A 25,399-nucleotide genomic window follows, 5' to 3' on the forward strand; every position below is an offset into this window, starting at 1 on the left:
CCGATCCTGAGGGATCGGGCATCAGCGGGGGGTGTCGACATGGCCGGAAAGAGCGGGCGGACGGACGAGGGCGCAGAGCGGGATCAGTCGCGCGCGGAGGGCAAAGGCGCTGCCATCGACGCCCTGACCGAGGATGCGGCGCGCGCGGAGGGCAAAGGCGCTGCCACCGACGCCCGGACCGAAGACGCCGCGCGCGCGCAGGGCAAAGGCACTGCCATCGACGCCCGGACCGAAGATGCGGCGCGCGCGGGGGGCAAAGGCGCTGCCATCGACGCCCGGACCGAAGACGCAACGCGCGCGCAGGGCGCAGGCTTTGACGTGGACGCCCTGACCGAGGATGCGGCGCGGGCGCGGCTAGCGGACCTCGCCGATCTGCTCGATGCCGCCAATCGCGCCTATTACCAAGAGGATGCGCCCGATCTGTCGGATGCCGATTACGACGCGCTGAAACGCGAGAATGCTGCGATCGAGGCGCGGTTCCCGACGCTCAAGCGCGCCGACAGCCCCAGCGAACAGGTGGGTGCCGCCCCCGCCGAGGGGTTCGGCAAGATCGTCCATGCCCAGCGGATGATGTCGCTTGCAAATGCTTTCGACGGGCAGGATGTGGAGGATTTCGTCGCGGGGATAAGGCGCTACCTGAACCTGCCCGAGGATGCGCCGCTGGCCTTCTGCGCCGAGCCCAAGATCGACGGCCTGTCGCTGTCCCTGCGCTACGAGGGGGGGCGGCTGGTTTCTGCCGCCACGCGCGGCGATGGGGAAACCGGCGAGAACGTGACCGCCAATGCCCGCACCATAGGGGATATTCCCCAGACGCTGACTGATGCGCCCGAGGTGCTGGAGGTGCGGGGCGAGGTCTACATGAGCCACGCGGATTTCGCCGCCCTGAACGCGCGGCAGGCGGCACTGGGGGCCAAGACATTCGCCAATCCGCGCAATGCGGCCGCGGGGTCGCTCCGCCAGCTTGACGCCGAGATCACGCGCGCGCGCCCCTTGCGCTTTTTCGCCTATTCCTGGGGCGAATTGTCAGACCCCCTGGCCGAGACGCAGATGGGGGCGATTGCGCGTCTGGAGGAACTCGGGTTCCAGACCAATCCGCTGACGCGGCGCTGCGACACGATCGAGGACATGCTGGCCCATTACGCGGGGATCGAGGCGGGGCGCGCGAACCTCGGCTATGATATCGACGGGGTGGTCTACAAGCTTGACGATCTGGGCCTGCAGGCACGGCTTGGCCTGCGCTCGACCACGCCGCGCTGGGCCATCGCACATAAATTCCCCGCCGAACTGGCCTGGACCCGGCTGGAAGCCATCGACATCCAGGTGGGCCGCACCGGCGCGCTCAGCCCCGTGGCGCGGCTTGTGCCGGTGACGGTGGGCGGGGTGGTGGTGTCGAATGCCACCTTGCACAACGAGGATTACATCGCGGGCCGCGATGCGCGGGGGCAGGTGATCCGCGCGGGCAAGGATATCCGCGTGGGCGATTGGGTGCAGGTCTATCGCGCGGGCGACGTGATCCCCAAGATCGCCGATGTCGATCTTGCGCGCCGCCCCGAGGGGACGGAGCCCTATGTCTTTCCAGGCCATTGCCCCGAATGCGGGTCGGAGGCCGTGCGCGAGGAGGGGGATGCCGTGCGCCGCTGCACGGGCGGGCTGATCTGTCCGGCGCAGGCGGTGGAAAAGCTCAAGCATTTCGTCAGCCGCGCGGCCTTCGACATCGAGGGGCTGGGGGCGAAACAGGTCGAGGCCTTTCACGCCGATGGCTGGATCAGGGAGCCTGCCGATATCTTCGAGCTGCGGGCGCGCTACGGGTCGGGCCTGCAGCAGCTGAAGAACCGGGAGGGCTGGGGCGAGAAGAGCGCGGCGAACCTGTTCGATGCGATCGACGAGCGGCGTCGGATCGGGCTGGGTCGGGTGATCTTTGCGCTGGGCATCCGGCATGTGGGCGAGGTGGCGGCAAATGACCTCGCGCGTCATTTCGCAACATGGGAGGCCTTTGCCCAGACCGTGGACCGCGCCGCAGCCGAGCCCGCCGCCCACGCGCCCGATGCAAAGGCGCGCAAGCCGCTGTTGGCCGAAAGCCCCGCATGGTCCGAGATCACGGCCATTGACGGGATCGGGGAGGCGGTGGCGGTCGCGCTTACCACCACGCTCACGCAGGCGGCCGAGCGCGCCTCGGTCGACCGCTTGGTCGCGCATCTGGACATCGTGCCGCCGCCCGCGCGCAAGACCGACGGCAGCCCTGTCGCGGGCAAGACCGTGGTCTTTACCGGAACGCTCGAAAAGATGACGCGGGCCGAGGCCAAGGCGCGGGCCGAGGCGCTGGGGGCCAAGGTCGCGGGCAGCGTTTCGGCCAAGACCGATCTCCTGGTGGCGGGGCCGGGGGCCGGGTCCAAGGCCACGAAAGCCGCCGAACTGGGGATCGAGACGATCGACGAGGATGGGTGGCTTGCGCTGATCGCGGGCGCGGGGCCGGGCGATGGCTGAGGCCCCGGACCATCCGCGCGGGCGGCCCGAAGAGCTGTGGCCGCTCTTTGCGGGGCTCGAGGCGCTGGACGGTGTCGGGCCGAAAACCGCCAAGCATTACAAGGGGCTGGGGGTGGAAACGCCCAAGGACCTGTTGCTGACCCTGCCACTTGGGGGCGTGGATCGGGCCCGCGTCGGATCGATCCGCGACGTGGTCCTGCCGGGGATGGCGACGGTGGCGGTCAAAGTGGGGCTCCATCGCCCGCCGACCGGGCGCGGTCGTCCCTACCGGATCGAGGTGGAGGATGCGCAGACGACGTTCCAGCTCGTGTTCTTTCATGCCAAGGGCGATTACCTATCGCGCATCCTGCCCACGGGCAGCCGCAGGATCGTGTCGGGCAAGGTCGAATTGTTCGACGGGATCGCGCAGATGCCGCATCCCGATCATATCCTGCCGATGGACGAGGCGGGCGAGATCCCGGCCTTTGAGCCTGTCTACCCGCTGACGGCGGGTGTGACGCAAAAGGGGATGCGGCGGGCCGTCGCCTCGGCCCTGGCGCGGGCCCCGATGCTGGGCGAATGGATCGATATCCCGCTCTACCAGAAAAAGGGCTGGCCCGCCTGGCACGAGGCGCTGGCCATGGCCCATGCGCCGCAGGGTCCGGGGGATCTGTCGCGCAGCCATCCCGCGCGGGAGCGGCTGGCCTTTGACGAATTGTTCGCCCATCAGCTGACCCTGGCGCTGGCGCGCGCCTCGCTCAGGCGGGGCAAGGGGCGGGTGACGCAGGGCGATGGGCGGCTGAGGGCCAAGGTTCTGGAGAGCCTGCCCTTTCGGCCCACGGGGGCGCAGATGCGCGCCATGGACGAGATCGCCGCCGATATGGCGGAGCCGGTGCGGATGAACCGGTTGTTGCAGGGTGATGTGGGGGCGGGCAAGACGCTGGTCGCGCTGATGGCGCTTCTGGTCGCGGTCGAGGCGGGCGGGCAGGGCGTGATGATGGCGCCGACCACCATCCTTGCGGGCCAGCATTACGCCAATCTCAAGCCGCTGGCCGAAGCCGCCGGCGTCGTGATCGAGATGCTGTCGGGCCAGGACAAGGGGGCGGAGCGGCGCGCCAAGCTCGACGCGCTCGCGCGCGGCGATATCCGGATCCTTGTGGGCACCCATGCGGTGTTCCAGTCGGATGTGGAATTCGCCGATCTGCGGCTCGCCATCGTCGATGAACAGCATCGGTTCGGGGTGCGCCAGCGTGTTTTGCTGGGGGAAAAGGGGCAGGGGGCGGATCTCCTGGTCATGACGGCCACGCCCATTCCCCGCACGCTCAGCCTTGCGCAATATGGCGACATGGATGTGAGCGTGCTGGATGAAAAGCCGCCCGGGCGCACACCGGTTGCCACGGCGCTGGTGTCCGCGGGGCGGATGGACGAGGTGATCGACCATCTGCGCCGCGCCGTGGCCGAGGGGCGGCAGGCCTATTGGGTCTGTCCGTTGGTCGAGGAAAGCGAAAGCTTCGACGCCACCGCCGCCGAGGAACGGTTCCGCCTGCTGCGCGCGGCGCTGGGCAAGGGGGTGGTGGGGTTGGTCCATGGCCAGATGCCGCCCGATGCCAAGACGGCCGCCATGGCGGCCTTCAAGGCGGGGGAGACGCGGGTGCTGGTCGCCACCACGGTGATCGAGGTGGGGGTGGATGTGCCCAATGCCTCGATCATGGTGATCGAACAGGCCGAGATCTTCGGCCTTGCGCAATTGCACCAGTTGCGGGGGCGCGTGGGGCGGGGGGCTCAGGCCTCCACCTGTCTGCTCATGTATCGCCCGCCCCTGGGCGAGACCGCCAAGCGCCGCCTGATGGTTCTGCGCGACACGGAGGACGGGTTCCGCATCGCCGAGGAGGATCTGGCGATCCGGGGGGCGGGCGACATGATCGGGACGGCGCAATCGGGCCTGCCCCGGTTCCGCATCGCGGATCTGGAGGCGCAGGCGGGGCTGATGGCGCTGGCGCAATCGGCGGCGCGCACGTTGTTGGCGCGCGATCCGCAGCTGATCGGACCGCAGGGGCAATCGGCGCGCGTGCTTCTGTATTTGCTGGAACAGGAAAAGGCGATCCGGCTGATTTCGGCGGGCTGACCCTTTTTGTTCGCGAATGTTCTCAAAAAGTTCTGGACTGACGGGGCGGAATATGAGAACAAAGCGACAACACGCTGATCAAGGGAGAGCTTCCATGAGCCGCATCGCCGATATCCTGACCCGCTCCGGTGACACTCTGATCGGGGATGCGCTGGGGGTTCTTGCGTTGACGCTGTTCACCTACGGGCTGCTGCATCTGCCCGGTCTGGTCTGATCCACGAATTTCTGCCTGCGGTCCGGCAGGGCCAAGGGCGCGGCGACTGTCCCCGCCGATGCCCGACCATCCTTGACCCCGATTGCCTCTTGGGGTTGGTCCTGTCCAAAGACACGCTGACTGCCGCCGCGCCCCTGACCGGGTGCGGCGGTTTTTTCTTGCGGGTCGGGTGCGGGGGGGCTTTGGGGCGGAATGGCCCGGATGCGTGTTGCTCGGGCGCAGGGTCAGGCGCAGGCGCTGGCCTGTTCGGCTTCGGCCATGGCTTCGGCGGTGGCCTCGAGCGACAGGAGGATCGAGGCGTGGCGGTTGCGATACTCGCGCGCGGGTTCCAGCACCTCGTAACCTGCGAAGGGCGCGCCGGGGGGGCTGCCGCCCTCCTTGAGCATGGCGCGCAAGCTGTCGCGGGCGTCTTCCACCTCGGCGCGGGTGCGGCCGATGATGGCGGCGCCCATGAGGCTCGCTGCCGCCTGCCCAAGGGCGCAAGCCTTCACATCCTGCCCGAAGCGGGTGACCCGGCCCCCGGCCATGTCGAGATCGACCGTCACCGTGGACCCGCAGAGCGGCGCGCGTTTGCGCACGCTGGCCTGCGGCGCATCGAGCCGCCCGGCATGGGGAATATCGGCTGCGAGCGCGAGGATGCGCTGGGAATAGAGCTTGATCAGGTCGGTGTCGCCGGACATGGGTATAGCCTTTGCTGCCGTGGCTTTATAGGTAGCCCCAATGCCCCCGTTTGCAAAGGCCGATGCCATGACAGACCAGCCCGAATTTGATCCCGCAGGCCTGAAATATGATGCCAATGGCCTGATCCCCTGTATCGCGCAGGAAGCCGGGACGGGCGAGGTGCTGATGATGGCCTGGATGAATGCCGCCGCCGTGGCCCGCACGCTGGAGACGGGGCGCGTCACCTATTGGAGCCGGTCGCGGGGGGCGTTCTGGGTCAAGGGCGAAAGCTCGGGCCATGTGCAGGAATTGGTCGAGCTGCGCATCGATTGCGACCGCGATTGCCTGCTGGCCTTGGTGCGCCAGACGGGGCCTGCCTGCCACACCAACCGGCGCAGCTGTTTCTACACGGCGGTCCGGGATGGGGGGAAGTGGAGCTGATGCGGCCCGAATAGGGGGGGTGCTCGGTGATGTTTTTTGGGGGGCTCTGCCCGTTGGCTTTGAGAAAGGGGGCTCTGCCCCCGTCGCCTTTGGCGACTCCCCCGGGATATTTTTGAAACAGAGAAGGGTCAAAGGCCGATCCTGCGGCGGATATCCTCTGGCGTGACGCCTTCCGCGCGGTAGAGGCGGATCGCGCGGGCGTCGTCGCGTTTGGCGAGCCGTTTGCCTGTCTCGTCCCGGATCAGGCGGTGGTGGTGGTAGCTGGGCGTGGGCAGGTCGAGGAGGCGCTGGAGAAGCGCATGGATGCGCGTCGCCTCGAACAGGTCCGCGCCGCGCGTCACATCGGTGATGTGCTGCGCCGCATCGTCCAGCACGACCGAGAGGTGGTAGGAGGTGCCGAAATCGCGCCGGGCGAGCACGATGTCACCGATGCCGCCCAGGTAGTTTTCGGGCGCGGTAAAGATCGTGCCGGCGTGATCCGGGCCGGTTTCGGTGAAACGGGGCGCGGTCGGGCCTATGGCGGCGAGGGCCGCGCCCATGTCGAGGCGCAGATGGGCGTCGCGGGGGCGGGGCCCCTTGCGCGGGCGATTGCGGCAGGTGCCGGGATAGACCGGGCCATCGGGGCCGATGGGGGGGGCGGAGCCTTCTTGCGGGGCGGTGAGCGCTTCGGCGATGTCGCGTCTTGTGCAGCTGCAGGGATAAAGGAGGCCGCGCGCCCAGAGCGCATCAAGCGCCGCCTCATAGCTGTCGCGTCGGTCCGATTGGCGGATCGGGGGTTCGTCCCATGTCAGGCCGAGCCAGCTGAGATCCTCGAAGATCAGCGCCTCCCATTCGGGTTTGGCGCGGTCGCGGTCGATATCCTCGATCCGGAGGAGGAACTGGCCCTGTGCTGCCCGCGCCATGTCATGGGCGAGGATCGCGGAATAGGCATGGCCGAGATGCAGGGGGCCTGTGGGGGATGGGGCAAAGCGTGTTCGGAACGTCATTTCGGAACAATCACTTTCGCCCCGATCCTCATGCAGCGGAGGAGGAGGGTTTCGCCTCGGCCTCGCGCCCGAGCCACGCGGTCCATGCCGCCTTGGCGCGGTCGGTATAGGCCTTGTAGCGGTCCTTGCGGCCACGCCGCCCGGCTTTCAGCCCCTCGACCGGGGGGAAAAGGCCGAAATTCACGTTCATCGGCTGGAAGGTCTTGGCCTCGGCCCCGCCGGTGATGTGATGGACCAGCGCGCCCATGGCCGTTTCCTGCGGCACGGGGGGCAGCGTTTCGCCCTTGAGCTCGGCGGCGGCCAGACGGCCCGCAAGCAGGCCCATGGCGGCGGATTCGACATAGCCCTCCACCCCGGTGATCTGGCCTGCGAAGCGGATATTGGGCCGCGAGCGCAGGCGCATCTGGTCATCGAGCAGGGTTGGCGAATTGATGAAGGTGTTGCGGTGGATGCCGCCAAGCCGCGCGAAACTGGCGTCCTGAAGTCCGGGAATCATCTTGAAAACAGAGGTTTGCGCGCCGTACTTCATCTTGGTCTGGAAGCCCACGATATTGTAGAGCGTGCCCAGCGCATTGTCGCGGCGCAGTTGCACCACGGCCCAGGGCTTGACCGTCGGGTTGTGCGGATTGGTCAGGCCCACGGGTTTCATCGGCCCATGGCGCAGCGTTTCGCGGCCGCGTTCGGCCATGACCTCGATCGGCAGGCAGCCGTCGAAATAGCCGGCGGTTTCGCCCTCGTGGAACTCGGTCTTGTCGGCGGCGAGAAGCGCGTCGATGAAAGCCTCGTAGTCGTCGCGGGTCATCGGGCAGTTGATATAGGCGCGCTGTTCCTCGAGCGTTTCGCCCTTGTCGTAGCGCGATTGTTCCCACGCGATGCTCATGTCGATCGTGTCGGCATAGACGATGGGGGCAATGGCGTCGAAAAAGGCCAGTGCATCCTGGCCCGTTTCGGCGGCGATGGCATTGGCGAGCGCGCCGGAGGTCAGGGGACCCGTGGCGATGATCGTGGGGCCGTCGGGCAGGGCGGTGATTTCCTCGCCCACGATCGTGATGTTGGGATGGGCGCGGAGTTTCGCGGTCACGGCCTCGGCGAAAGGATCGCGGTCGACGGCCAGCGCGCCGCCTGCGGGCAGGCGATGGGCATAGGCCGTGTCCATGATGATCGAGCCTGCATTCCGCATTTCCCAATGCAGAAGGCCCACGGCATTCTGTTCGTGGTCATCCGAGCGGAAGGAATTGGAACAGACCATTTCCGCCAGCGACCCGGTGCGATGGGCAAAGGTGCCGACCGTGGGGCGCATTTCGTGCAAGACGACGGGGATGCCGGCATTGGCCGCCTGCCAGGCGGCTTCGGACCCGGCCATGCCGCCGCCGATGATATGGAGCGTTTTGGACATGGCCGAGATCTAGGCGTTTTGGCCGGACAAGGAAAGGGGCGGCGGGGCCGCCCCGATCGCCGGTCTTATGCCTTGTCGAGCGCGTAGCGGCCCGGGCCGTGGAGGGCGAACATCAAGACGCCGCCCGCAATGGCGAGGTTCTTGAGGAACATGGCCATCTGCATCTGGTCGGCAGGCGCGAAATGGTAGAGCAGGCCCGCGACGATGGAGAAGGCCGCGATCAGGAGCGCCACGATCCGGGTCTGGTAGCCCACGATCAGAAGAACGCCCACGACGATTTCGAAGATGACGGCGGGCCAAGCCAGCACGGCAGGCAGACCGCCCGAGGCGAGATAGCCCGAAAAGCCCTGCACATCGCCGAGCTTGCCCAGGCCCGCCAGCAAGAACAGAAGGCCGATCAGAACGCGGCCCACGAGCGGGCCGAAGGTGGTAAGTGCTTGCATCGTTTGGTTTCCTATCCCTGAACGCGAAAGCGGCACGCAGGTTTGCGCGTCGATGCGGCACAGATACAGGAGGTAGGCGTGCACAGAAATGCGAGGTTTCGCATAAGCGCTGTGCGCTGGCGCAGGGTGGGCGGGAGGCTTGGCACCTCCCGCCGCCTGTCATTCGGCGCCGGTGTCTGGGGTGATGTCGGGGGCGGTGTCGGTCTCGCCCTCGGTCTCGCCCTGATCGGCGATCCAGGCGACGCTCACCACTTCCTCACCCTTGCCGGTGTTGAAGACCTTGACCCCGCCCGCGCTGCGCGAGCGGAAGGAGATGCCATCGACGGGCACGCGGATCGATTGGCCGGTGGAGGTGGCGAGCATGATCTGGTCGCCCATTTCCACCGGGAAGGAGGCGACAAGCGCGCCGCCGCGCATCGCCTTGTCCATGGCCATGACGCCCTGACCGCCGCGCCCGCGCACGGGATAATCGTGGCTGGAGCTGAGCTTGCCCGACCCGCCCGCCGTGATGGTCAGGATCAGATCCTCGGCCGCCGACATCTCGGCGTAGCGTTCGGGGGAAAGCTGCCCCTCGGCCACGTTTTCTTCGTCTTCGTCGAGTTCGATCTCTTCTTCGGGCGTGCCGGCCATCAGGCGGCGCTGCTTGAGATAGGCGGCGCGTTCCTGCGCCTCGGCATCGAAATGGCGGATCACGGCCATGGAGACCACGCGGTCACCCGAGGCGAGGCGGATACCGCGCACGCCGGTCGAATCGCGGCCCTTGAAGACGCGGACATCGGTGGTGGGGAAGCGGATCGCCCGGCCCAAGGCGGTGACGAGCATCACGTCATCGCTTTCGGAGCAGATGCGCGCATTCACGAGGCTGACCGAGCCATCCTCGGGCAATTTCATCGCGATCTTGCCGTTGCGCATGACATTGGTGAAATCCGACAGCGCGTTGCGGCGCACCTCGCCCTCGCTTGTCGCAAAGACGATCTGCAATTCGTCCCAATGCGCCTCGTCCCGGTCGACGGGCATGACGGCGGCGATGCCGGTGCCGATCTCGATGGGCAGGATGTTGACGATGGCCTTGCCGCGCGAGGCGCGGGAGCCCAAGGGCAGGCGCCATGTCTTGAGCTTGTAGACCATGCCGCTGGTGGTGAAGACCAGAAGCGGCGTGTGGGTATTGGCCACGAAGAGCGAGGTGACGACATCGTCATCCTTGAGCGCGCCGCCCGAAAGCCCCTTGCCGCCGCGTTTCTGGGCGCGGAATTCGGCCAGTGGCGTGCGCTTGATATAGCCGCCCTGCGTGATCGTGACGACCATATCCTCGCGTTCGATCAGATCCTCGTCATCCATGTCGCCGGACCATTCGGTGATCTCGGTCCGGCGGGGGACGGCGAAAAGCTCTTTCACTTCAGCGAGTTCGTTCGAGATGATCTCGAGGATACGCTCGCGCGAGGCGAGGATGGCGAGGTATTCCTTGATCTTGCCGGCCAGTTCCTCGAGCTCGTCGGTGACTTCCTTGACGCCCAGTTGCGTCAGGCGCTGGAGCCGCAGATCGAGGATCGCGCGGGCCTGAACCTCGGACAGGTTGTAGGTGCCGTCCTCGTTCGCGGTATGGGTCGGATCGTCGATCAGCTTGATGAAGGGCAGGATTTCCTCGGCGGGCCAGCGCCGGGTCATCAGTTTCTCGCGCGCTTCGCCCGCATCGGCGGAGGCGCGGATGGTGCGCACGACTTCGTCCACGTTCGAGACCGCGACGGCCAGACCGCAGAGCACATGGGCGCGGTCGCGGGCCTTGCGCAGCTCGAAGGCCGTGCGGCGGGCCACCACCTCTTCGCGGAAGTCGAGGAAAGCGGTGAGAAAGCCGCGCAGCGTCAATTGTTCGGGGCGGCCGCCGTTCAGCGCCAGCATGTTGCAGCCGAATGAGGTCTGCATCTGGGTGAAGCGGAACAGCTGGTTCAGCACCACCTCGGGCGTGGCGTCACGCTTGAGCTCGATCACGACGCGGACGCCGATCCGGTCGCTCTCGTCGGCAACCCCCGAGATTCCCTCGAGTTTTTTCTCGCGCACCAGATCAGCGATCCGCTCGATCATGGAGGCCTTGTTCACCTGGTAGGGGATTTCATCGATGACGATGGCGAAGCGGTCCTTGCGGATCTCCTCCACATGGGTCTTGGCGCGGATGATGACGCTGCCGCGCCCCTCCAGATAGGCCTTGCGCGCGCCCGAACGGCCAAGGATCAGGCCGCCGGTGGGGAAATCGGGCGCGGGGATATAGTCGATCAGCTGTTCGGAGGAGAGGTCGGGATTGGCGATGAGCGCCTGACAGGCGTCGATCACTTCGCCAAGATTATGGGGCGGGATATTGGTCGCCATGCCCACCGCGATGCCGCCCGCGCCATTGACGAGCATGTTGGGAAAGCGCGCGGGCAGAACCGTGGGTTCTTGCTGCTTGCCGTCGTAATTGTCTTGGAAATCAACGGTTTCCTTGTCGATATCAGCAAGGAGATAGGCGGCTGGCTTGTCCATCCGCACTTCGGTGTAGCGCATGGCCGCGGGGTTGTCGCCGTCCATGGAGCCGAAATTGCCCTGACCGTCCAGAAGCGGCAGGGACATGGAAAAAGGCTGCGCCATGCGCACGAGTGCGTCGTAGATCGCCGAGTCGCCATGGGGGTGGTATTGCCCCATCACGTCACCCACGGGCCGCGCGGATTTGCGGTAGGATTTTTCGTGCGTGTTTCCAGTCTCATGCATGGCGAAGAGAATGCGCCGATGCACGGGTTTGAGCCCGTCGCGCAGATCGGGGATCGCGCGGGAGATGATCACCGACATCGCGTAATCGAGGAACGAGGTCTTCATCTCGGCCGCGATATCGATCGACGGCCCGTGATGCGGCGCGCGTTCCGGCGCGATTTCTTGATCGTTCTCAGGGGGTTCGGGGGTGTCGCTCACGCTGTCCGCCTGTTTTTCTGCTGTTCGCTATATCTTGTTGGGGCGCAGTATAGGCTCCCCGCATATGGGGTGCAATGCCGGAGGGCCGGATGGGTTGGCAGCATCGGGAATTGAGTGCCAACAGATTGTTTTCGTTGATTTTTAACGGGTCTTTGGCATCCTTGAGTCGTGGAAGAGGCAACACCAGAGGTGCCCATGAAACCGACAGTGCAACCGACAGTGCAACCGACCGAGACCGAGCTGATGCTGAAAGGATACGGGCTCACGACCGCCGAGATGGTCTATCGGATGCCCGATTATCGCAATGTTCTCAACACTTTCGTCTGGCAGGACTATGATCTTGCGCCCGATTATCCGCGGCTTTTCGACTTCATCGAGTTCTGGCAGGACCAGATCGAGGGGCCGCTGCATTCGGTGCGCTTTGTCCATCGCAAGCTGATCTCGCCCGGCGAATGGCGCAACGTGACGGGGGAATTCACCTATCACTAAGGTTAAGCAATCCTTGCCAGACCCCGCCAAAGGTTGACGAAACCCTGCCGGGGCGGGGCGAACATGAAGAAAGGTTTGCCGCCCCGGCGGGTCCTCAACCCTTTTTCAAGGAAGACCACGCGGCGGCGATCCAGACCCCGGCCAGGACAAGACTGGCCAGACCGTTCCACGACGCCATGGACAGGCCGAGGAAGGACCATGCCACCTCGGTGCACAGCACGATGCCCGCCCCTTGGGTCGGGTCCAGAAGCGCTGTCACATCCATCGCGCCCAGATCCTCGGCCCCGCCGGTGCAGGCAAGGTTGAGGGTCCACCAGTCGCGTTCCACCCCGGTGTGCAACAGCGCGATGCCCGCCCCCGTCAGGACACTGGCCGCGCCCGCCACCGCCACGAGCGCATGGGGCAGGGCGATGCCGACAGCGGCCAGGGCGATCGCCACCGCATGGGGCCAGCGCTGCCACAGGCACATGGCGCAGGGCGCAAGCCCGCCCAGGTACTGAAAGCCGAAGGCCCCCAGCAGCAGCGCCGCCGAACCGGCCCCGGCAAGGGCGATCAGCATCCGGGTCTGCATCCGCGTCTTGTCCATCCGGGTACCCTCAGAAACCGAGCCAAGTCTTGATCAAGCTGGCCAGCGTCGCCCCCGCGACAAGCAGCGTCGCGATCCAGGCCGTGCCGAGCAGGCTGCCGAGAAGGACGAGGATGCCGTCGCGCTGCAACAGGCCCATGGCCACGATCACCACCGCGATCCCCGGCACGGTATTGGTGCCCGGCAAGGGCACGAGGATCGAGGCGCTGAAGACGACAAGCGCCACGCCCACAAGCTGGTCCATCGGGCGACGCGTGAACGCGGCAAGGCGCGGGCGGCTGAGCGCCTCGATCCGGCGGAGCCAGGGGCCCGCGCGCGTGGCCAGCGCCGAGAGGCTTGCCCCCGTGACGCGGCGCGCGCCGAGCTTTGCCGGCAGCCAGGGCGTGGAGCGCCCCATCAGGATCTGCGCCGAGACGAACATGAGCGGCAGGGCCACGATCTGCGGTACGCCATAGAGAAAGGGAATGCAGCAGGGCAGGGCCAGAACCAGCAGGAACAGGCCAAAGGCGCGTTCATGGAGCTGGGCGAGAATCCAGTCGAGCGTGACGCCGCCGCCGCCGGCCTCTTGCGCCAGCTGGTCGAGCCGTTCCGAGATGGTGGAGGGCGCGGCGGCGTCGGGCGTCATGTGCGCTGCCTCCTGCATCGGGTCGATGGTCATCGATGGAACTCCTCGTATCGGCCCGAAGCGTCGCCCGGTCGGCAGGCGGGATCCGCCGAATCCCCCCGCACCGGTAGCAAACCCCGCCAAGGGCCGCCAGACGACAGGGGCGCGCGCGCAAACACGCTTGTGTCAGCATGCACCGGCAAGGATTTGGGCTGGACGGACCCAAGGGACTTCGCTATCGCATCACGCGTTGCCCGAGTGGCGGAATGGTAGACGCAGCGGATTCAAAATCCGCCGCCGCAAGGCTTGTCGGTTCGAGTCCGACCTCGGGTACCATCGCCAAATCCCCGCCGATTTGCTCCAGTTTCCTTGGGGAAGCGCGACACCACGGTGTCGGGGCATGGGCGCGGCCCGGACCTTGGATCGCGCGGCCATGGGGCGCGGCAACATATTGTTTCCCGAATCCGCAGGGCGCAGGCTTGCGCGCGGCCGCTTGGGCAGGGCGGTTGCCGCCCAGGGGCCAGACGCCGCGCATTGTGCGAAAATGATATTGAGAACAAGGGGTTGTGAGCAGGCGGCTTGGTTGGTCCGCGGGGTGCTGTGCCCCATGTGCGGAGGGGGTGGTGCCTGGGCAAGGCGGGTGCGCCCCCCGAAAGTTTTCTCTTTCGAGAATCTCCCGATTGTCCGATACTTGCGCCGCGTCCGACTGGGGGGCGTTCCTTTTCTGGCCGGGGGCGGCCGTTCCACCTGCGCGTCGGCGCGGGGTTTTCGTGCGGGATATGCGGGCCGGGACACCGGGAGCATCGCCGCCGAGGCCCGGCGTGCGACCAAGCCCCAGAAACGGGAGAACGCGATATGACCGTGGACATGACAGGCGTCGACGGGACCGGGACAGCCGCCCTGGGCGAGGCAGAGGCGCACAGCCTGCAGGGCGCGGGCGATGATCCGGTCTGTTTCACCCCCGGCACGCTGATCGCCACCCCCCGTGGCGAAGTGCCGGTCGAAACCCTGCGCGAGGGCGACAGGGTCATCACCCGCGACAACGGCATCCAGGAGATCCGCTGGGTCGGTCTGCGCAGGCTCGATCGCGCGGCGCTGGCCGATACCCCGGCCCTGCGGCCCGTCGTGCTGCGCAAGGGCAGTCTTGGCCATGGTCTGCCGGACCGGGACATGGCCGTCTCGCCCCGGCATGGCATGCTCGTGACCCGCGCGTGGGGCGAGCCCGGTTTCGATGATCCCGAGGTGCTGGTTCCCGCCCTGCAGCTCTTGGGGCGGCCGGGCATCGTGCAGATGGATACGCTGCGCACGACCTATATCCATATCCTGTGCGACCGGCACGAACTGGTCCTGTCCAATGGCTGCTGGACCGAAAGCTTTCAGCCCGGTGCCGCCGCCCTGCGCAGGCTCGAGGTGCCGGCGCGCGCCGAGATGCTGGCGCGGTTTCCCGAACTGGCCACGCTCGATGGCCTGGGAGAGGCCGAGGGGGCTGAGCTGCGCCCCGCGCCCAGCGAAGACGCGGTCGCGCGGCTGCAGCAGCGGGCCTGATCGGGGCCTCTCAGCCGCCGCGCTTCGCGCGCCAGTCGGCCCAATCCCCGGGCGTATCCAGGTCGATGAGCGCCCTTTCGCCCTCGAGCGGCAGAAGATGCACGCGCGCCGCCGCCGCGCGCAGGATGTCGCGGGCCCCCATGTCGCCCCGGATCGCGGCAAGCTCGGGCACAAGATCGGCGGGGAAAAGCACCGGGTGACCGGGCCGCCCGTCCTGGCTTGCCGCGCGCAGGATCGCATCGGGGGCCTGCGCGCCGAGCGACAGCATCAGGTGCAGGTCGCTTGCCGTGATCTCGGGCATGTCGGCCAGAACCAGCAGGACCGGCCCGGTCACGCCCACGACACCGGCCCGGATCGAGGCGGCCATGCCGTCCTGGCCGGTTGCCTCCAGGATCTGCAGATCGAGCCCCTCGAGCGCCGCGCGCCGCGCCGCGTGATCCGCGCCCAGCACCACGCGCACCGGCACGCCCGTGCGCAGTGCGCGGCGCGCCATCATGCGCACGAGCGGCTCTCCGTCGATATTCTCCATCAGCTTGTCGCGGCCCTGCATCCGGCTCGACCGGCCTGCGGCAAGGAGGAGGATCGTGGCCTCGGCTGCGCTCATCCCGATGATCCTCCTTCATCTTGGCCGGAAAACTCCGGGGGAACGGCCAAAGGCCGTGGGGGGCAGAGCCCCCCTTTCTCAAGATCACGGGCAGAGCTCCCCTCACGCCCGCATGCGCGGATCGTCCCACAAGGGCGCCATGACCACGCGGGCCGGTCGCATCTCGCCCAATATCTCGATCTCGACCTCGAGGCCATCCGCGATCCTGTCGGCGGGCAAGAAGCCGAACGCGGTCGACACCCCGGACCAATGCGCATAGCCGCCCGAGGTGCAAAAGCCCACGACCGCCCCGTCAAGCCAGATCGGTTCATAGGCCACGACATCGGCATCGCGCGCCTCGACCACCATCTGCACGAGACGGCGGGCAGGCGGCGCGGCGCGCGCGGCCTCGGCCGCGGGCCGCCCGATGAAATCGACGGGTTTCCTCCAGGCGATGAACCGGTCGAGGCCGGTCTCGGCAGGGGTGTAATCGGGGGAGAATTCGCGCATCCACGACCCGAAGCCCCGGTCGAGCCGCAGGGACATCATCGCGCGCATGCCGAAGGGTTTGATCCCGAAGGCCTGCCCCTTGTCCCAGAGCGCCCGCCAGAGCGCGCGCTGTTCCATCGCGTCGACATAGATCTCGTAGCCCAGATCGCCGGTATAGCTGACGCGCTGGACGATGGCATCGCTGAGGCCCATGGTCAGGCGGCGGACATCCATGAAGGCCATGTCGCCCACATCCTGCCGCGCGATGGCGGCCAGAAGATCGCGGGCGCGTGGGCCTGCGATCTGGAAGCCGGTGCGCGTGTCCGAGACATTGGCGATCTGCACATCGCCCTCGCGCCACTGGTCGAACCAGCGCAGGTGGTAATCCTGCGCGCCATAGCTGGCGGTGAGCTGGAATTCGGTCGGCGACAGGCAGGATATGGTGAAATCCCCCACGATCCGGCCCTTTTGCGACAGCATGGGCGAGAGCGAGAGCCGCCCCGGCGCAGGGATGCGGCCGGCCATGAGGCGGTCGAGCCAGGCGCGGGCATCGCGGCCCGTGACGCGGTATTTGCCGAAATTCTGCAATTCGTTGATGCCGACGCCTGTGCGCACCGCGCGAACCTCGCGCGCGGTGGCCTCCCAGGCGTTGGAGCGGCGGAAGCTGGGGGTCTCGTAGCGGGGTTCGTTTCCATCGGCGAAATAATTCACCACCTCCAGCCCGTATTGTTGCCCCCAAACCGCGCCCATGGCGTCGAACGTGTCATACATGGGCGTCGTGCGATGGGGGCGGGCGGCGGGTTTTTCCTCGTTCGGGTAGCTGACGGAAAAGCGCGTCTGGTAATTCTCGATCACCTTGGGCAGCGTGTAGCCCGGACCGATCCAGCGGCCGAAGCGGGCGACATCCATCGCCATCACGTCGCGTTCGCATTCGCCCTCGACCATCCATTGAGCCAGCATGAGGCCCACGCCGCCCCCTTGCGAAAAGCCCGCCATCACGCCGCAGGCCGACCAGTAGTTCCTGAGGCCCGGAACGGGGCCGACCAGCGGGTTGCCGTCGGGGGCGAAAGTGAAGGGGCCGTGGATCACCGATTTCACGCCTGCGCGTTCCAGCACCGGAAAGCGCCTGTAGGCAAAGGCGATGCTGTCCTCGATCTTGTCGAAATCATCGGGCAAGAGCTCGTGCCCGAAATTCCAGGGCGTGCCGTCGACGGCCCAGGGGCGGCAGGGCTGTTCGTAGAAACCGATGCAGAGCCCGCGCCCCTCTTGCCTCAGGTAGCTTTCGCCCGCGGGGTCCATCACGTGGGGATGTTCGATCCCGTCGGCCAGAAGCGCCATGATCTCGGGCACTTCTTCGGTCACGATGTATTGGTGTTCCATCGGGTGGAGCGGCAGGACGCAGCCTGCCATGGCGCCCACTTCTCGCGCCCAGAGGCCTGCGGCATTGACCACGTGTTCGGCATGGATCGTGCCCTTGTCGGTCACGACATCCCAGGAGCCGTCGGGGCGGGGGTTGGTTTCGATCACCTTGGTATGAAGCACGATCTCGGCACCGGCCATGCGCGCGGCCTTGGCATAGGCATGGGTCGTGCCCGAGGGGTCGAGATGGCCGTCGAGCGGGTCGTAGAGCGCGCCGAGGATGCCGTCGAGATTGGTGATGGGCGAGAGTTTGGCGATCTCCTCGGGGCCGAGGATGGCGGTTTCATTGCCCATGTGGCGATGCTTGGCGCGTTCGGCCTTGAGCATGTCGAAGCGTTCGGGCGTATCGGCGAGCGTCAGGCCGCCCACGTGATGCAGACCGCAAGACAGGCCCGTGATCGCCTCGAGTTCGCGGTAGAGGCGGATCGTGTAGCCCTGAAGGGCCGCCATGTTCGTGTCGCCGTTCAGCGTGTGAAAGCCGCCTGCCGCATGCCATGTCGAGCCGGAGGTCAGTTCCGAGCGTTCGAGCAGCATCACGTCGGTCCAGCCGAGCTTGGTCAGGTGATAGGCGACCGAGCAGCCGACAACGCCCCCCCCGATGATGCAGACGCGCGTTGTGGTCTTCATGTTCCGCCTCCGTTAGCCTTGTGCGGGCAAACTCGCGCGAGACCTGCGCGGCCCACTTGTCCAAAAGCGACATGCCCTGTCGCAGAGCGGAGGCTGCCCCGATGTTCGCCACCTTCCTGCGCTGGCTACGCCAGCAATCGCGCCGCATCCATGTGCGGGTGATCCTTGTGGCGGTGATGGCGCTGGTCGCGCTGGGGGTGGCCACGGTGATCGGGCCGCTGATCCCGGAGGGATTCGGGGGCGTCGTGGGGGCGGGCGCGGTCGACGAGATCCTGCCGGTTCTGGCCAGTTCGATGCTGGCGGTCGTCACCTTTTCGCTCACGATCATGGTGACGGGATTCTCGCGGGCCGAGGCGCGGTGGACGCCGCGCAGTCACCGCCTGTTGCAGGAAGACAAGACCACGCATTCGGTGCTGGCGACCTTTCTGGGGGCGTTCCTCTACGCGCTGTTGGCGATGATCCTGCGCGCGGCCGACCTGTTCGGGGAGCGGGAGCTGGTGGTGTTGTTCTTCACCACGGTGGGGGTGGCGCTGTGGATCGTGGTGACGATCATCCGCTGGATCATCCATCTCGATCGCTACGGGAGCCTTGAATATACCGCCGATCTGCTGGAGGCGCGCGCGCGGCAGGCGCTGGAGGCGCTGGCGCGGCGACCGGCGCAGGGCGCCCGCGTGATGGAGGCGGGAACACGCCCGCCCAAGGGCGGGGTCGCGGTCACGGCAAGGCGCGCGGGCCATGTCACGCAGGTCTTCGAAGCGGCCCTGCAGGACAGCGCCAGTTTTCTGGGAGCCGAGATTTTCGTGGTGCAGCCTGTCGGGTCCTTTGTCCAGCCGGGCGAGGTGCTGGCCCGGGTGATCGGGGGCAAGCCTGCGGGCGAGGAGGTTCTGGCCGCGATCCGCGCCGCGATCCCGGTGGGGGGCGCGCGGACCTTCGAGATGGACCCGGTCCATGCGGTGGCGAGCCTGGCCGAGGTGGGGGTGCGCGCGCTGTCGCCGGGGGTGAACGACCCCAATACGGGGGTGGATGTGACCTATCGGCTGGGCCGCGTGATGGGGTCCTTGGCGCTGGAGCCCGAGGGCGGGCCGCGCTGCGCGCGGGTCTGGATGCTGCCGGTCGATCGCGCGCGGCTGTTCGAGGTCGGGTTCGGGGCGCTGGCGCGTTATGCGGGACATGCGCTCGAGGTGCACCTGGCGGTGCAGGATGCGCTGGCATCGCTCACGCGGCTCGGCGATGGGGGGCTGGCCGACGAGGCGCGCAAGGCTGCCGCCGATCATGCGCGCCGCGCCATGGCGGCGCTGACGGACGAGGCCGATCGCGCGCGGTTTCAGGCCGCCTGTCTCAGCCCAGTTTCCGGACCTTGAGCCGGGTCAGGCGGTTGCGGTCGCGTTCGGCCACCTCGAAGCGGAAGCCGTGGAAGCTGAAGCATTGGCCGACCACGGGGATGGATTGCGCCTCGTGGATGACGAGGCCCGCGACGGTATTGGCCTCGTCATCGGGGAGCGAAAAATCGGTGGCGCGGTTGAAATCGCGGATCGTCATCGCCCCGTCGATCACGAAATTCCCGTCCGGTCCCGGCGCGAGGACGGGGGTTTCGGCCACGTCGAATTCATCGGTGATCTCGCCCACGATTTCCTCGAGGATATCCTCGAGCGTGATGAGGCCGCGCAGCGCGCCATATTCGTCGATCACGAGGGCGAAATGGGTGTGGCGCTTGAGGAACTGGCGCAGCTGGTCGTCGAGGGTCGTGGTTTCGGGGATGAAATAGGGTTTCACCGCCACATCCATGATCTTGAAGCCCTGCAGCCCCGGCGCATTGTCGCCGCGCGTGAGCCGGTCGACGGCGCGCAACAGGTCCTTGGCATGGATGACGCCGATCACGTTCTCGGGTTCGCCCCGGTAGACGGGCAGGCGGGTATGGGAGGATTGCAGCGCCTGGGAGAGGATTTCCTCGGGGTCGGCATCGGCATCGATCATCTCGATCCCGGAGCGATGGAGCATGATTTCCTCGACCGTGCGTTCATGCAGGTCGAGCGCGCCGAGAAGCCTGTCGCGCTGTTCCTTTTCTACCGTGCCTTCCTGGTGGCCGAGCGACAGCGCGCCCATGATCTCTTCGTGGACGGAGAGCATGTTGGCGGAGGCGTCGATGCGCACGCCGAAGAGCCGCAAGACGCCGCGCACCACGATGCGCACGAGGCTGACCACGGGGGCCATGATGGCGATGACAAGGCCGATGGGGCGCGCGATGCGGGACGCGGTGCGTTCGGGATCGTTGATCGCATAGGTCTTGGGCAGGACCTCGGCGAAGATGAGGACGAGGGCCGTCATCACCAGCGTCGCCGCCGCGATGCCGCCTTCGCCCAGAAGGGCGGTGAAAAGGGCGGTCGCAAGCGAGGTGGCGAGGATGTTGACGAGGTTGTTGCCCAGGAGGATGCCGCCGATCAGGCGTTCGTTGTCCTCCTTGAGGGTGAGGGCGCGCTCCGCCCCCTTGGCACCCGGCTCGTCGCGGTCGGCCATCGAGCGCAGCTTGCCGCGCGAGGCCGCGGTGAGCGCGGTTTCCGAGCCCGAGAAGAAGCCCGAGCACAAGAGGAGGAAGAGGATCACGGCGGCGGTGATCCAGGTGCCGGGATCGGCAAGGGCGGAGACGCTGTCGGTCAGGGGTGTGGGGTCCATGGCGTGGTTATGGGGTGCGGCGGGGCTTGTCGCAAGATGGGCAGATGCGGTGGCGGTGGAGATGTTGCAGGGGGTGCTGGTCGTTTGTTTTGAAGAGGGGGCTCTGCCCGATTGTTTTTGAGAGGGGGGCTCTGCCCCCCATGGCCTTTGGCCATTCCCCCCGGAGTTTTCCGGCCAAGATGAAGGGGCGGGGCGCGTTAACCTTGATGAAGGGTTACGTTCGCGGCGGGGGGGCGGTGGCGAGCGGGTGGTTTTCGAGGACGAGGCGTTTGAGGCGTTCGTCGAGGATATGGGTGTAGATCTCGGTCGTGGCGATGTCGGCATGGCCCAGAAGCGTCTGGATCGCGCGCAGATCCGCGCCGTTCTGCAACAGATGGGTGGCGAAAGCGTGGCGCAAGGTATGGGGCGTGATGCGGGCGGGGTCGAGACCGGCGGCGAGGCTGATTTCCTTGATCAGCGTGAAGAAGCGGATCCGGGTCAGGTGGCCCGATTGGCCGCGCGAGGGAAAGAGGAAGGGCGAGGGTTTCGCGCCGCGCTCAAAGCGGGCGCTGTCCTCATCCGCGTCGCGGCGGGCGAGCCAGGCGGCCAGCGCCGTGCGGGCGGGGCCGGAGAGGGGGACCATTCGGTCCTTGTCGCCCTTGCCGCGCACGAGAAGGAGCCGGGGATCGCCGCGCACGGAAGCGACGGGGAGCGAGACCAGTTCGCTCACGCGCAGGCCCGTGGCATAGAGCACTTCCATCAGGCAGATGTTGCGCAGGCGGTCGGTGTCGGTGCGGCCATGGGTTCGGGCGGCGGCGAGCAGGGCCTCGACCTCGGCCATCGTCAGCGTGTCGGGGAGCGTGCGGGCCTTGCCCGGTCCCTTGATCTGGAGGGCGGGATTGTCGGCGCGCCAGCCCTCGTCGACGGCGAAGCGGTAGAGCTGTTTCAGCGCCGAGAGGCGGCGGGCGCGGGTGGCGGGCGCGAGCCCCTGCGCGTCGAGATGGGCGAGATAGGCCTCGAGGCCCGGGCGGGTGGCGGTGGCGAGGCTTTCGGCGCGGCGGGCGAGCCAGCCCGAGGCATCCACCAGGTCGCGGCCATAGGCGAGCCGCGTGTTGCGTGCGGCGCCCTGTTCGGCGGCCTGGGCGTCGAGAAAGGCGCTGATCCAGCCCTGGTCCGTTCGCGGAGCGGCCATCGCCTCAGCCCCGCAGGAGGACGAGTTGCAGCGCCGTGCGGCGGGCCACATCCTCGAGCCCGACGGCGCGGTAGAGGGTCAGCGCATCGGTGATGTCGTCGGGATCGCGGGCGGGGTCGGAGAGGACGAGGGCGGCGCGCAGGAGCGCCTCGCCCAGCCGGTCGTTCTGGAGGAACCAGGTGTAGCGGTGATCGGGGGGCGTGGCCGCGAACGCATCGGCCACGGCGCGGGAGACCACATCGGCATCTTGCGGGGCGGCGGCGGCCTGTCCCCGGGCCAGCGCGAAGGCGAAAGCCTCGGTCGGGTTTTGCGGCACGGCGGTCTGGGCCACCTGTTCGTAGCGCGAGGACAGGAGCGCGATGCGGCGGGCGAGAAGCCCCGCCTCGCCCGTGAGCGGCAGGCGCATCAGGTGATCGGCATAGGTTTCGGCGAAGGCGGCTTCGAGCCCGGCCTCCTCCATCGCGGACCAGGCGGTGGGCAGGTGGTCGGTGGTGGCCGCGAGATTGCCCGCGAGGATCGCCCCGTCGAAGCGTTGCAGCGCCGCGACCCGGTCCCAGATGCCGCCCGAGGCGGAGGGGACGCGCTGGGTGTAGATGGCGAGCCATTGGCCGGGTTCGATGGCGCCCGACCGGGTCAGACGCTCGGCCGCATCCAGCTGCGCCCGCCAGCCCGCCAGATCGCCCAGATCGGCATGGGCGAAGGCGAGCGGCAGGCCGGTGGTGGCGGGGCGTTCTCCGATGGCCGCGCGCATCTGGAAGGTGAGGGGGGTCAGGCCCGGATCGGGGGGCAGGGGCTGTTCGCCCTCGAACAATTCGGGATCGAGAAAGCGGGCGATCAGATCGCCCTCGTCGCGGCTGATGCGGCCGAGCGCCTCGCCCGTGCCGAGGGTGAGGGCTGCGGCAGACCAATCGCCCGAGCGCGCGAGGCAGAAGATGCGCGCGGGCAGGGTGGGGGCGATGTCGGGATTGGCCTGCATCGCCGCGCAGGCGCGTTCGGGATGGTCAAGGAGGAGCGAGATGTCGAACCAGCGGCGGAATACATCGGGATTGCGGGGGGCGGCGCGTTCGATGAGCGCCTGTGCCGGTTCCAGCGCACCGCGCGCGAGCAGCATGTCGAGGCGCGCGAGAAAGAGCGCCGCGCGGTCGGGGTCGGCATCGGCGGGCGGATCAAGCTCGGCCAGCGCGAGGGTTTCGGTGAAGGCCTGGATCGCGGGCAGGCCCTGAAGCGGTTGCGCGCCGAAGAGCCGGGTGAGCGTTTCGGTGTCGGAGGCCCCCCAGAGATCGCGCGGCAGGCCAGTGATCGCGGGCGGCAGGAGGCCGATCGCCTCGATCTCGACCGCGCCGATGGGCATGACCGTGATGGGCGGCGGCAGGGCCGAGGTCGCGACATCGCCATGGGGCCGCGTGATCGTGTCCGAGAGCCAGTCGGGCGGGGCCAGCGCGGGCAGATCGCCAAGATCGGGCGGGTCCTGCGCCCAGGCGGGCAGGGCGAGGCAGAGCGTGAGCGCGAGGGCGGCCCGACTAGTCGACATCGAGCTCCACCGGGGTGGTGACGCTTTGCTGCTGGGGGACGAGATAGCCGGAATAGGAATAGCCGATCAGCCCCAGCAGGGCGAGAAGTGCCAGCAGAAGGAAAAACCGGATGATGCGTCCCATGGCCTATGTGCCCCTTGCCTCGGTCGATGGTCCCGCGCGATGCTGGCGCGGATCGGCGTTTGCCGCCGTTCTGGAAACCTTATAAGGCATCCGGCGGCGGATTGCGCCAGTCGGGAAGAAGAAAATTCGGGATGATGGGCGAAACGACGCCACAATCGCGTGAGGACGAGGCCCCAAGGCTTGCGCGCACGATCGTGCTGGTGGGCATGATGGGGGCGGGCAAGACCGCCGTGGGGCGCGCGCTGGCCACGCGGCTGGGGGTGGAGATGCGCGACTCGGATGCCGAGATCGTGGCCTCGAGCCAGCTCAGCATCGCCGAGATCTTCGAGCGCTACGGCGAGCCGTTTTTCCGGGAGAAGGAAAGTGCCGTGATCGCGCGGCTTCTGGAGGGGGAGCCCTGCATCCTGTCGACGGGGGGCGGGGCCTGGATGTCGGAGGGCAATCGCGCGCTGTTGACGGAGCGGGCGGCGGTCCTGTGGCTGAAGGCGGATCTGGAACTTCTGTGGTCGCGGGTGCGCCACAAGACCACGCGGCCCTTGTTGCGGACCTCGGCCCCCAAGAAGACCTTGACGGAATTGTTGGCGGCGCGCGAGCCGGTCTATGCGCTGGCGCCGCTGTCGGTGCATGTGCAGGCCGATTGGTCGATCGAGGAGACCGCCGAGCGGGTGCTGGCGGTGCTGGCAGAGGCAGGTGCTGTGGAAGGATATGCGCGATGAGCGTGACGGTGCATGTGCCGCTGGGCGAGCGGGCCTATGATGTGCGGATCGGCCAGGGGCTGATCGGGCGGGCGGGGGCCGAGATCGCGCCGATGTTGCGCAGGCCGAAGGTCTGGATCGTGACGGAGGAGCGGGTTGCGGCGCTGCATCTGGCGGCGTTGGAGGCGGGGTTGCGCGCAGGCGGGGTGGAGAGTGCCGCGCTGGTGCTGCCGCCGGGCGAGGGCACGAAGAGCTGGCCGCATCTGATCCGGGTGGTCGAATGGCTGCTCGAGGAACGGGTGGAACGGCGCGACGTGGTCCTGGCCTTTGGCGGCGGCGTGATCGGGGACCTGGTGGGTTTTGCCGCCGCGATCCTGCGCCGCGGTGTGCGCTTCGTGCAGGTGCCCACCTCGCTTCTGGCGCAGGTGGACAGTTCGGTCGGCGGCAAGACCGGGATCAACACGGGCCATGGCAAGAACCTGGTGGGGGCGTTCCATCAGCCCGCGCTTGTGCTGGCGGATATCGGGGTGCTGGGCACGCTGACGGCGCGCGATTTCCGGGCCGGCTATGGCGAGGTGGTGAAATACGGGCTGTTGGGGGATGCCGGCTTTTTCGGCTGGTTGGAGGCCCATGGCCCGGCGCTGGCGGCGGGCGATGCGGATCTGCGGGCCGAGGCGGTGCGCCATTCGGTGCAGATGAAGGCCGATATCGTGGTCCGCGACGAGACCGAGCAGGGGGATCGGGCGCTGCTCAACCTGGGCCACACCTTTGGCCATGCGCTGGAGGCGGCGACGGGCTATTCCGACCGGCTGTTGCATGGCGAGGGGGTGGCGATCGGCTGCGCGCTGGCATTCGCGCTGTCGGCGCGGTTGGGGCTGTGCGCGCAGGAGGACCCGAGCCGGGTCAGGGCGCATCTGGCCGAGATGGGGATGATGCGCGACCTGTCGGAGATCGAGGGGGACTTGCCCGATGCCGAGGGGCTGGTGGCGCTGATGGGTCAGGACAAGAAGGTGGTGGACGGCAAGCTGCGCTTCATCCTGGCGCGGGGGATCGGGGAGGCCTTTGTCGCCGATGACGTGCCGGGAGAGGCGGTGCGGGAGGTTTTGAGCGAAGGTCTTGGGGCGGGGCGCTGAGCGGGCTGCCGCCTGACATGATCGAAATGATTGTTCCGCGCGCGTTTCGGGCACATGATCGGATCACA

20 protein-coding genes, 1 tRNA gene and 1 pseudogene are annotated in these 25,399 nt (G+C 67.6%); 9 read left to right on the forward strand and 13 right to left on the reverse strand.

The window, feature by feature from the left end:
* Window positions 1-39: 39 nt before the first annotated feature.
* Window positions 40-2,484, forward strand: a complete 2,445-nt coding sequence (gene ligA / locus AABA51_RS06625) for an NAD-dependent DNA ligase LigA (RefSeq protein ID WP_338275676.1) — start codon at window positions 40-42, stop codon at window positions 2,482-2,484.
* Complete coding sequence (recG, locus tag AABA51_RS06630) at window positions 2,477-4,588, forward strand: ATP-dependent DNA helicase RecG (protein WP_338275678.1); 2,112 nt, start codon at window positions 2,477-2,479, stop codon at window positions 4,586-4,588. Before ligA ends, recG begins: the two co-directional genes overlap by 8 nt.
* Window positions 4,589-5,026: 438 nt before the next feature.
* Here recG and AABA51_RS06635 read toward each other — a convergent pair whose 3' ends face one another.
* Window positions 5,027-5,482, reverse strand: a complete 456-nt coding sequence (locus tag AABA51_RS06635; RefSeq protein ID WP_338275680.1) for an iron-sulfur cluster assembly scaffold protein — start codon at window positions 5,480-5,482, stop codon at window positions 5,027-5,029.
* 67 nt (window positions 5,483-5,549) lie between these two features.
* Here AABA51_RS06635 and hisI point away from each other — a divergent pair.
* A pseudogene (hisI, locus tag AABA51_RS06640) lies at window positions 5,550-5,917 on the forward strand (phosphoribosyl-AMP cyclohydrolase).
* Window positions 5,918-6,031: 114 nt separating this feature from the next.
* Here hisI and gluQRS read toward each other — a convergent pair.
* The 4 genes from gluQRS to gyrA form a co-directional block, all read right to left on the reverse strand.
* Window positions 6,032-6,889 (reverse strand): tRNA glutamyl-Q(34) synthetase GluQRS, encoded by an 858-nt coding sequence (gene gluQRS / locus AABA51_RS06645; RefSeq protein ID WP_338275687.1) that lies wholly within the window; start codon window positions 6,887-6,889, stop codon window positions 6,032-6,034.
* A gap of 28 nt (window positions 6,890-6,917) precedes the next feature.
* On the reverse strand, window positions 6,918-8,285 hold the full coding sequence (gene trmFO / locus AABA51_RS06650; RefSeq protein ID WP_338275689.1) for a methylenetetrahydrofolate--tRNA-(uracil(54)-C(5))-methyltransferase (FADH(2)-oxidizing) TrmFO: 1,368 nt from the start codon (window positions 8,283-8,285) through the stop codon (window positions 6,918-6,920).
* A 65-nt stretch (window positions 8,286-8,350) separates the two neighbouring features.
* Window positions 8,351-8,728 (reverse strand): DoxX family protein, encoded by a 378-nt coding sequence (locus AABA51_RS06655; protein WP_338275691.1) that lies wholly within the window; start codon window positions 8,726-8,728, stop codon window positions 8,351-8,353.
* A gap of 159 nt (window positions 8,729-8,887) precedes the next feature.
* On the reverse strand, window positions 8,888-11,665 hold the full coding sequence (gene gyrA, locus AABA51_RS06660; RefSeq protein WP_338275694.1) for a DNA gyrase subunit A: 2,778 nt from the start codon (window positions 11,663-11,665) through the stop codon (window positions 8,888-8,890).
* A 219-nt stretch (window positions 11,666-11,884) separates the two neighbouring features.
* Here gyrA and AABA51_RS06665 point away from each other — a divergent pair, with 219 nt between their 5' ends.
* Window positions 11,885-12,154, forward strand: coding sequence for an usg protein (locus tag AABA51_RS06665; protein ID WP_338276473.1), 270 nt, complete (start codon window positions 11,885-11,887; stop codon window positions 12,152-12,154).
* A gap of 94 nt (window positions 12,155-12,248) precedes the next feature.
* Here AABA51_RS06665 and AABA51_RS06670 read toward each other — a convergent pair whose 3' ends face one another.
* Together AABA51_RS06670 and AABA51_RS06675 are read right to left on the reverse strand one after the other, a co-directional pair.
* Window positions 12,249-12,740 carry a disulfide bond formation protein B gene (locus AABA51_RS06670; protein WP_338275696.1) on the reverse strand — a complete coding sequence of 164 codons (492 nt, stop codon included), beginning with the start codon at window positions 12,738-12,740 and terminating at the stop codon, window positions 12,249-12,251.
* Window positions 12,741-12,750: 10 nt separating this feature from the next.
* Window positions 12,751-13,398: an exopolysaccharide biosynthesis protein gene (locus AABA51_RS06675; RefSeq protein WP_338275698.1), complete on the reverse strand. Its 648-nt coding sequence runs from the start codon at window positions 13,396-13,398 to the stop codon at window positions 12,751-12,753.
* A 198-nt stretch (window positions 13,399-13,596) separates the two neighbouring features.
* On the opposite strand from AABA51_RS06675, the gene AABA51_RS06680 reads away from it, so the two are divergent.
* Window positions 13,597-13,680 (forward strand) — tRNA-Leu (locus AABA51_RS06680).
* 519 nt (window positions 13,681-14,199) lie between these two features.
* Window positions 14,200-14,889, forward strand: coding sequence for a Hint domain-containing protein (locus AABA51_RS06685; protein WP_338275699.1), 690 nt, complete (start codon window positions 14,200-14,202; stop codon window positions 14,887-14,889).
* 10 nt (window positions 14,890-14,899) lie between these two features.
* Here AABA51_RS06685 and AABA51_RS06690 read toward each other — a convergent pair whose 3' ends face one another.
* Window positions 14,900-15,493, reverse strand: a complete 594-nt coding sequence (locus AABA51_RS06690) for a nucleotidyltransferase family protein (protein WP_338275702.1) — start codon at window positions 15,491-15,493, stop codon at window positions 14,900-14,902.
* Window positions 15,494-15,595: 102 nt separating this feature from the next.
* Window positions 15,596-18,007 (reverse strand): GcvT family protein, encoded by a 2,412-nt coding sequence (locus AABA51_RS06695; RefSeq protein WP_338275705.1) that lies wholly within the window; start codon window positions 18,005-18,007, stop codon window positions 15,596-15,598.
* A 101-nt stretch (window positions 18,008-18,108) separates the two neighbouring features.
* On the opposite strand from AABA51_RS06695, the gene AABA51_RS06700 reads away from it, so the two are divergent.
* A complete protein-coding gene (locus AABA51_RS06700) occupies window positions 18,109-19,368 on the forward strand; it encodes a DUF2254 domain-containing protein (RefSeq protein ID WP_338275706.1) in 1,260 nt (419 codons plus the stop codon).
* Here AABA51_RS06700 and AABA51_RS06705 read toward each other — a convergent pair.
* From AABA51_RS06705 to AABA51_RS06720, 4 genes are all read right to left on the reverse strand, one after another.
* A complete protein-coding gene (locus AABA51_RS06705; protein WP_338275709.1) occupies window positions 19,346-20,677 on the reverse strand; it encodes an HlyC/CorC family transporter in 1,332 nt (443 codons plus the stop codon). The two genes, AABA51_RS06700 and AABA51_RS06705, sit on opposite strands and share 23 nt — an antisense overlap.
* Window positions 20,678-20,891: 214 nt before the next feature.
* Entirely contained in the window at window positions 20,892-21,848 is a 957-nt protein-coding gene (locus AABA51_RS06710) for a tyrosine recombinase (protein WP_338275712.1), read from the reverse strand.
* Between the two features lie 4 nt (window positions 21,849-21,852).
* Complete coding sequence (locus AABA51_RS06715; protein WP_338275714.1) at window positions 21,853-23,379, reverse strand: hypothetical protein; 1,527 nt, start codon at window positions 23,377-23,379, stop codon at window positions 21,853-21,855.
* Entirely contained in the window at window positions 23,369-23,503 is a 135-nt protein-coding gene (locus AABA51_RS06720) for a hypothetical protein (protein WP_338275715.1), read from the reverse strand. Before AABA51_RS06720 ends, AABA51_RS06715 begins: the two co-directional genes overlap by 11 nt.
* A 134-nt stretch (window positions 23,504-23,637) precedes the next feature.
* Here AABA51_RS06720 and AABA51_RS06725 point away from each other — a divergent pair, with 134 nt between their 5' ends.
* The gene (locus AABA51_RS06725) at window positions 23,638-24,219 is read left to right on the forward strand and encodes a shikimate kinase (RefSeq protein ID WP_338276475.1); all 582 of its coding nucleotides are present in this window, start codon (window positions 23,638-23,640) and stop codon (window positions 24,217-24,219) included.
* Window positions 24,216-25,331 carry a 3-dehydroquinate synthase gene (gene aroB, locus AABA51_RS06730; protein WP_338275716.1) on the forward strand — a complete coding sequence of 372 codons (1,116 nt, stop codon included), beginning with the start codon at window positions 24,216-24,218 and terminating at the stop codon, window positions 25,329-25,331. Before AABA51_RS06725 ends, aroB begins: the two co-directional genes overlap by 4 nt.
* The last annotated feature ends 68 nt before the right edge of the window (window positions 25,332-25,399 follow it).

It is taken from the genome of Roseicyclus marinus (assembly GCF_036322625.1).
Classification (GTDB): Bacteria; Pseudomonadota; Alphaproteobacteria; order Rhodobacterales; family Rhodobacteraceae; genus Roseicyclus; species Roseicyclus marinus_A.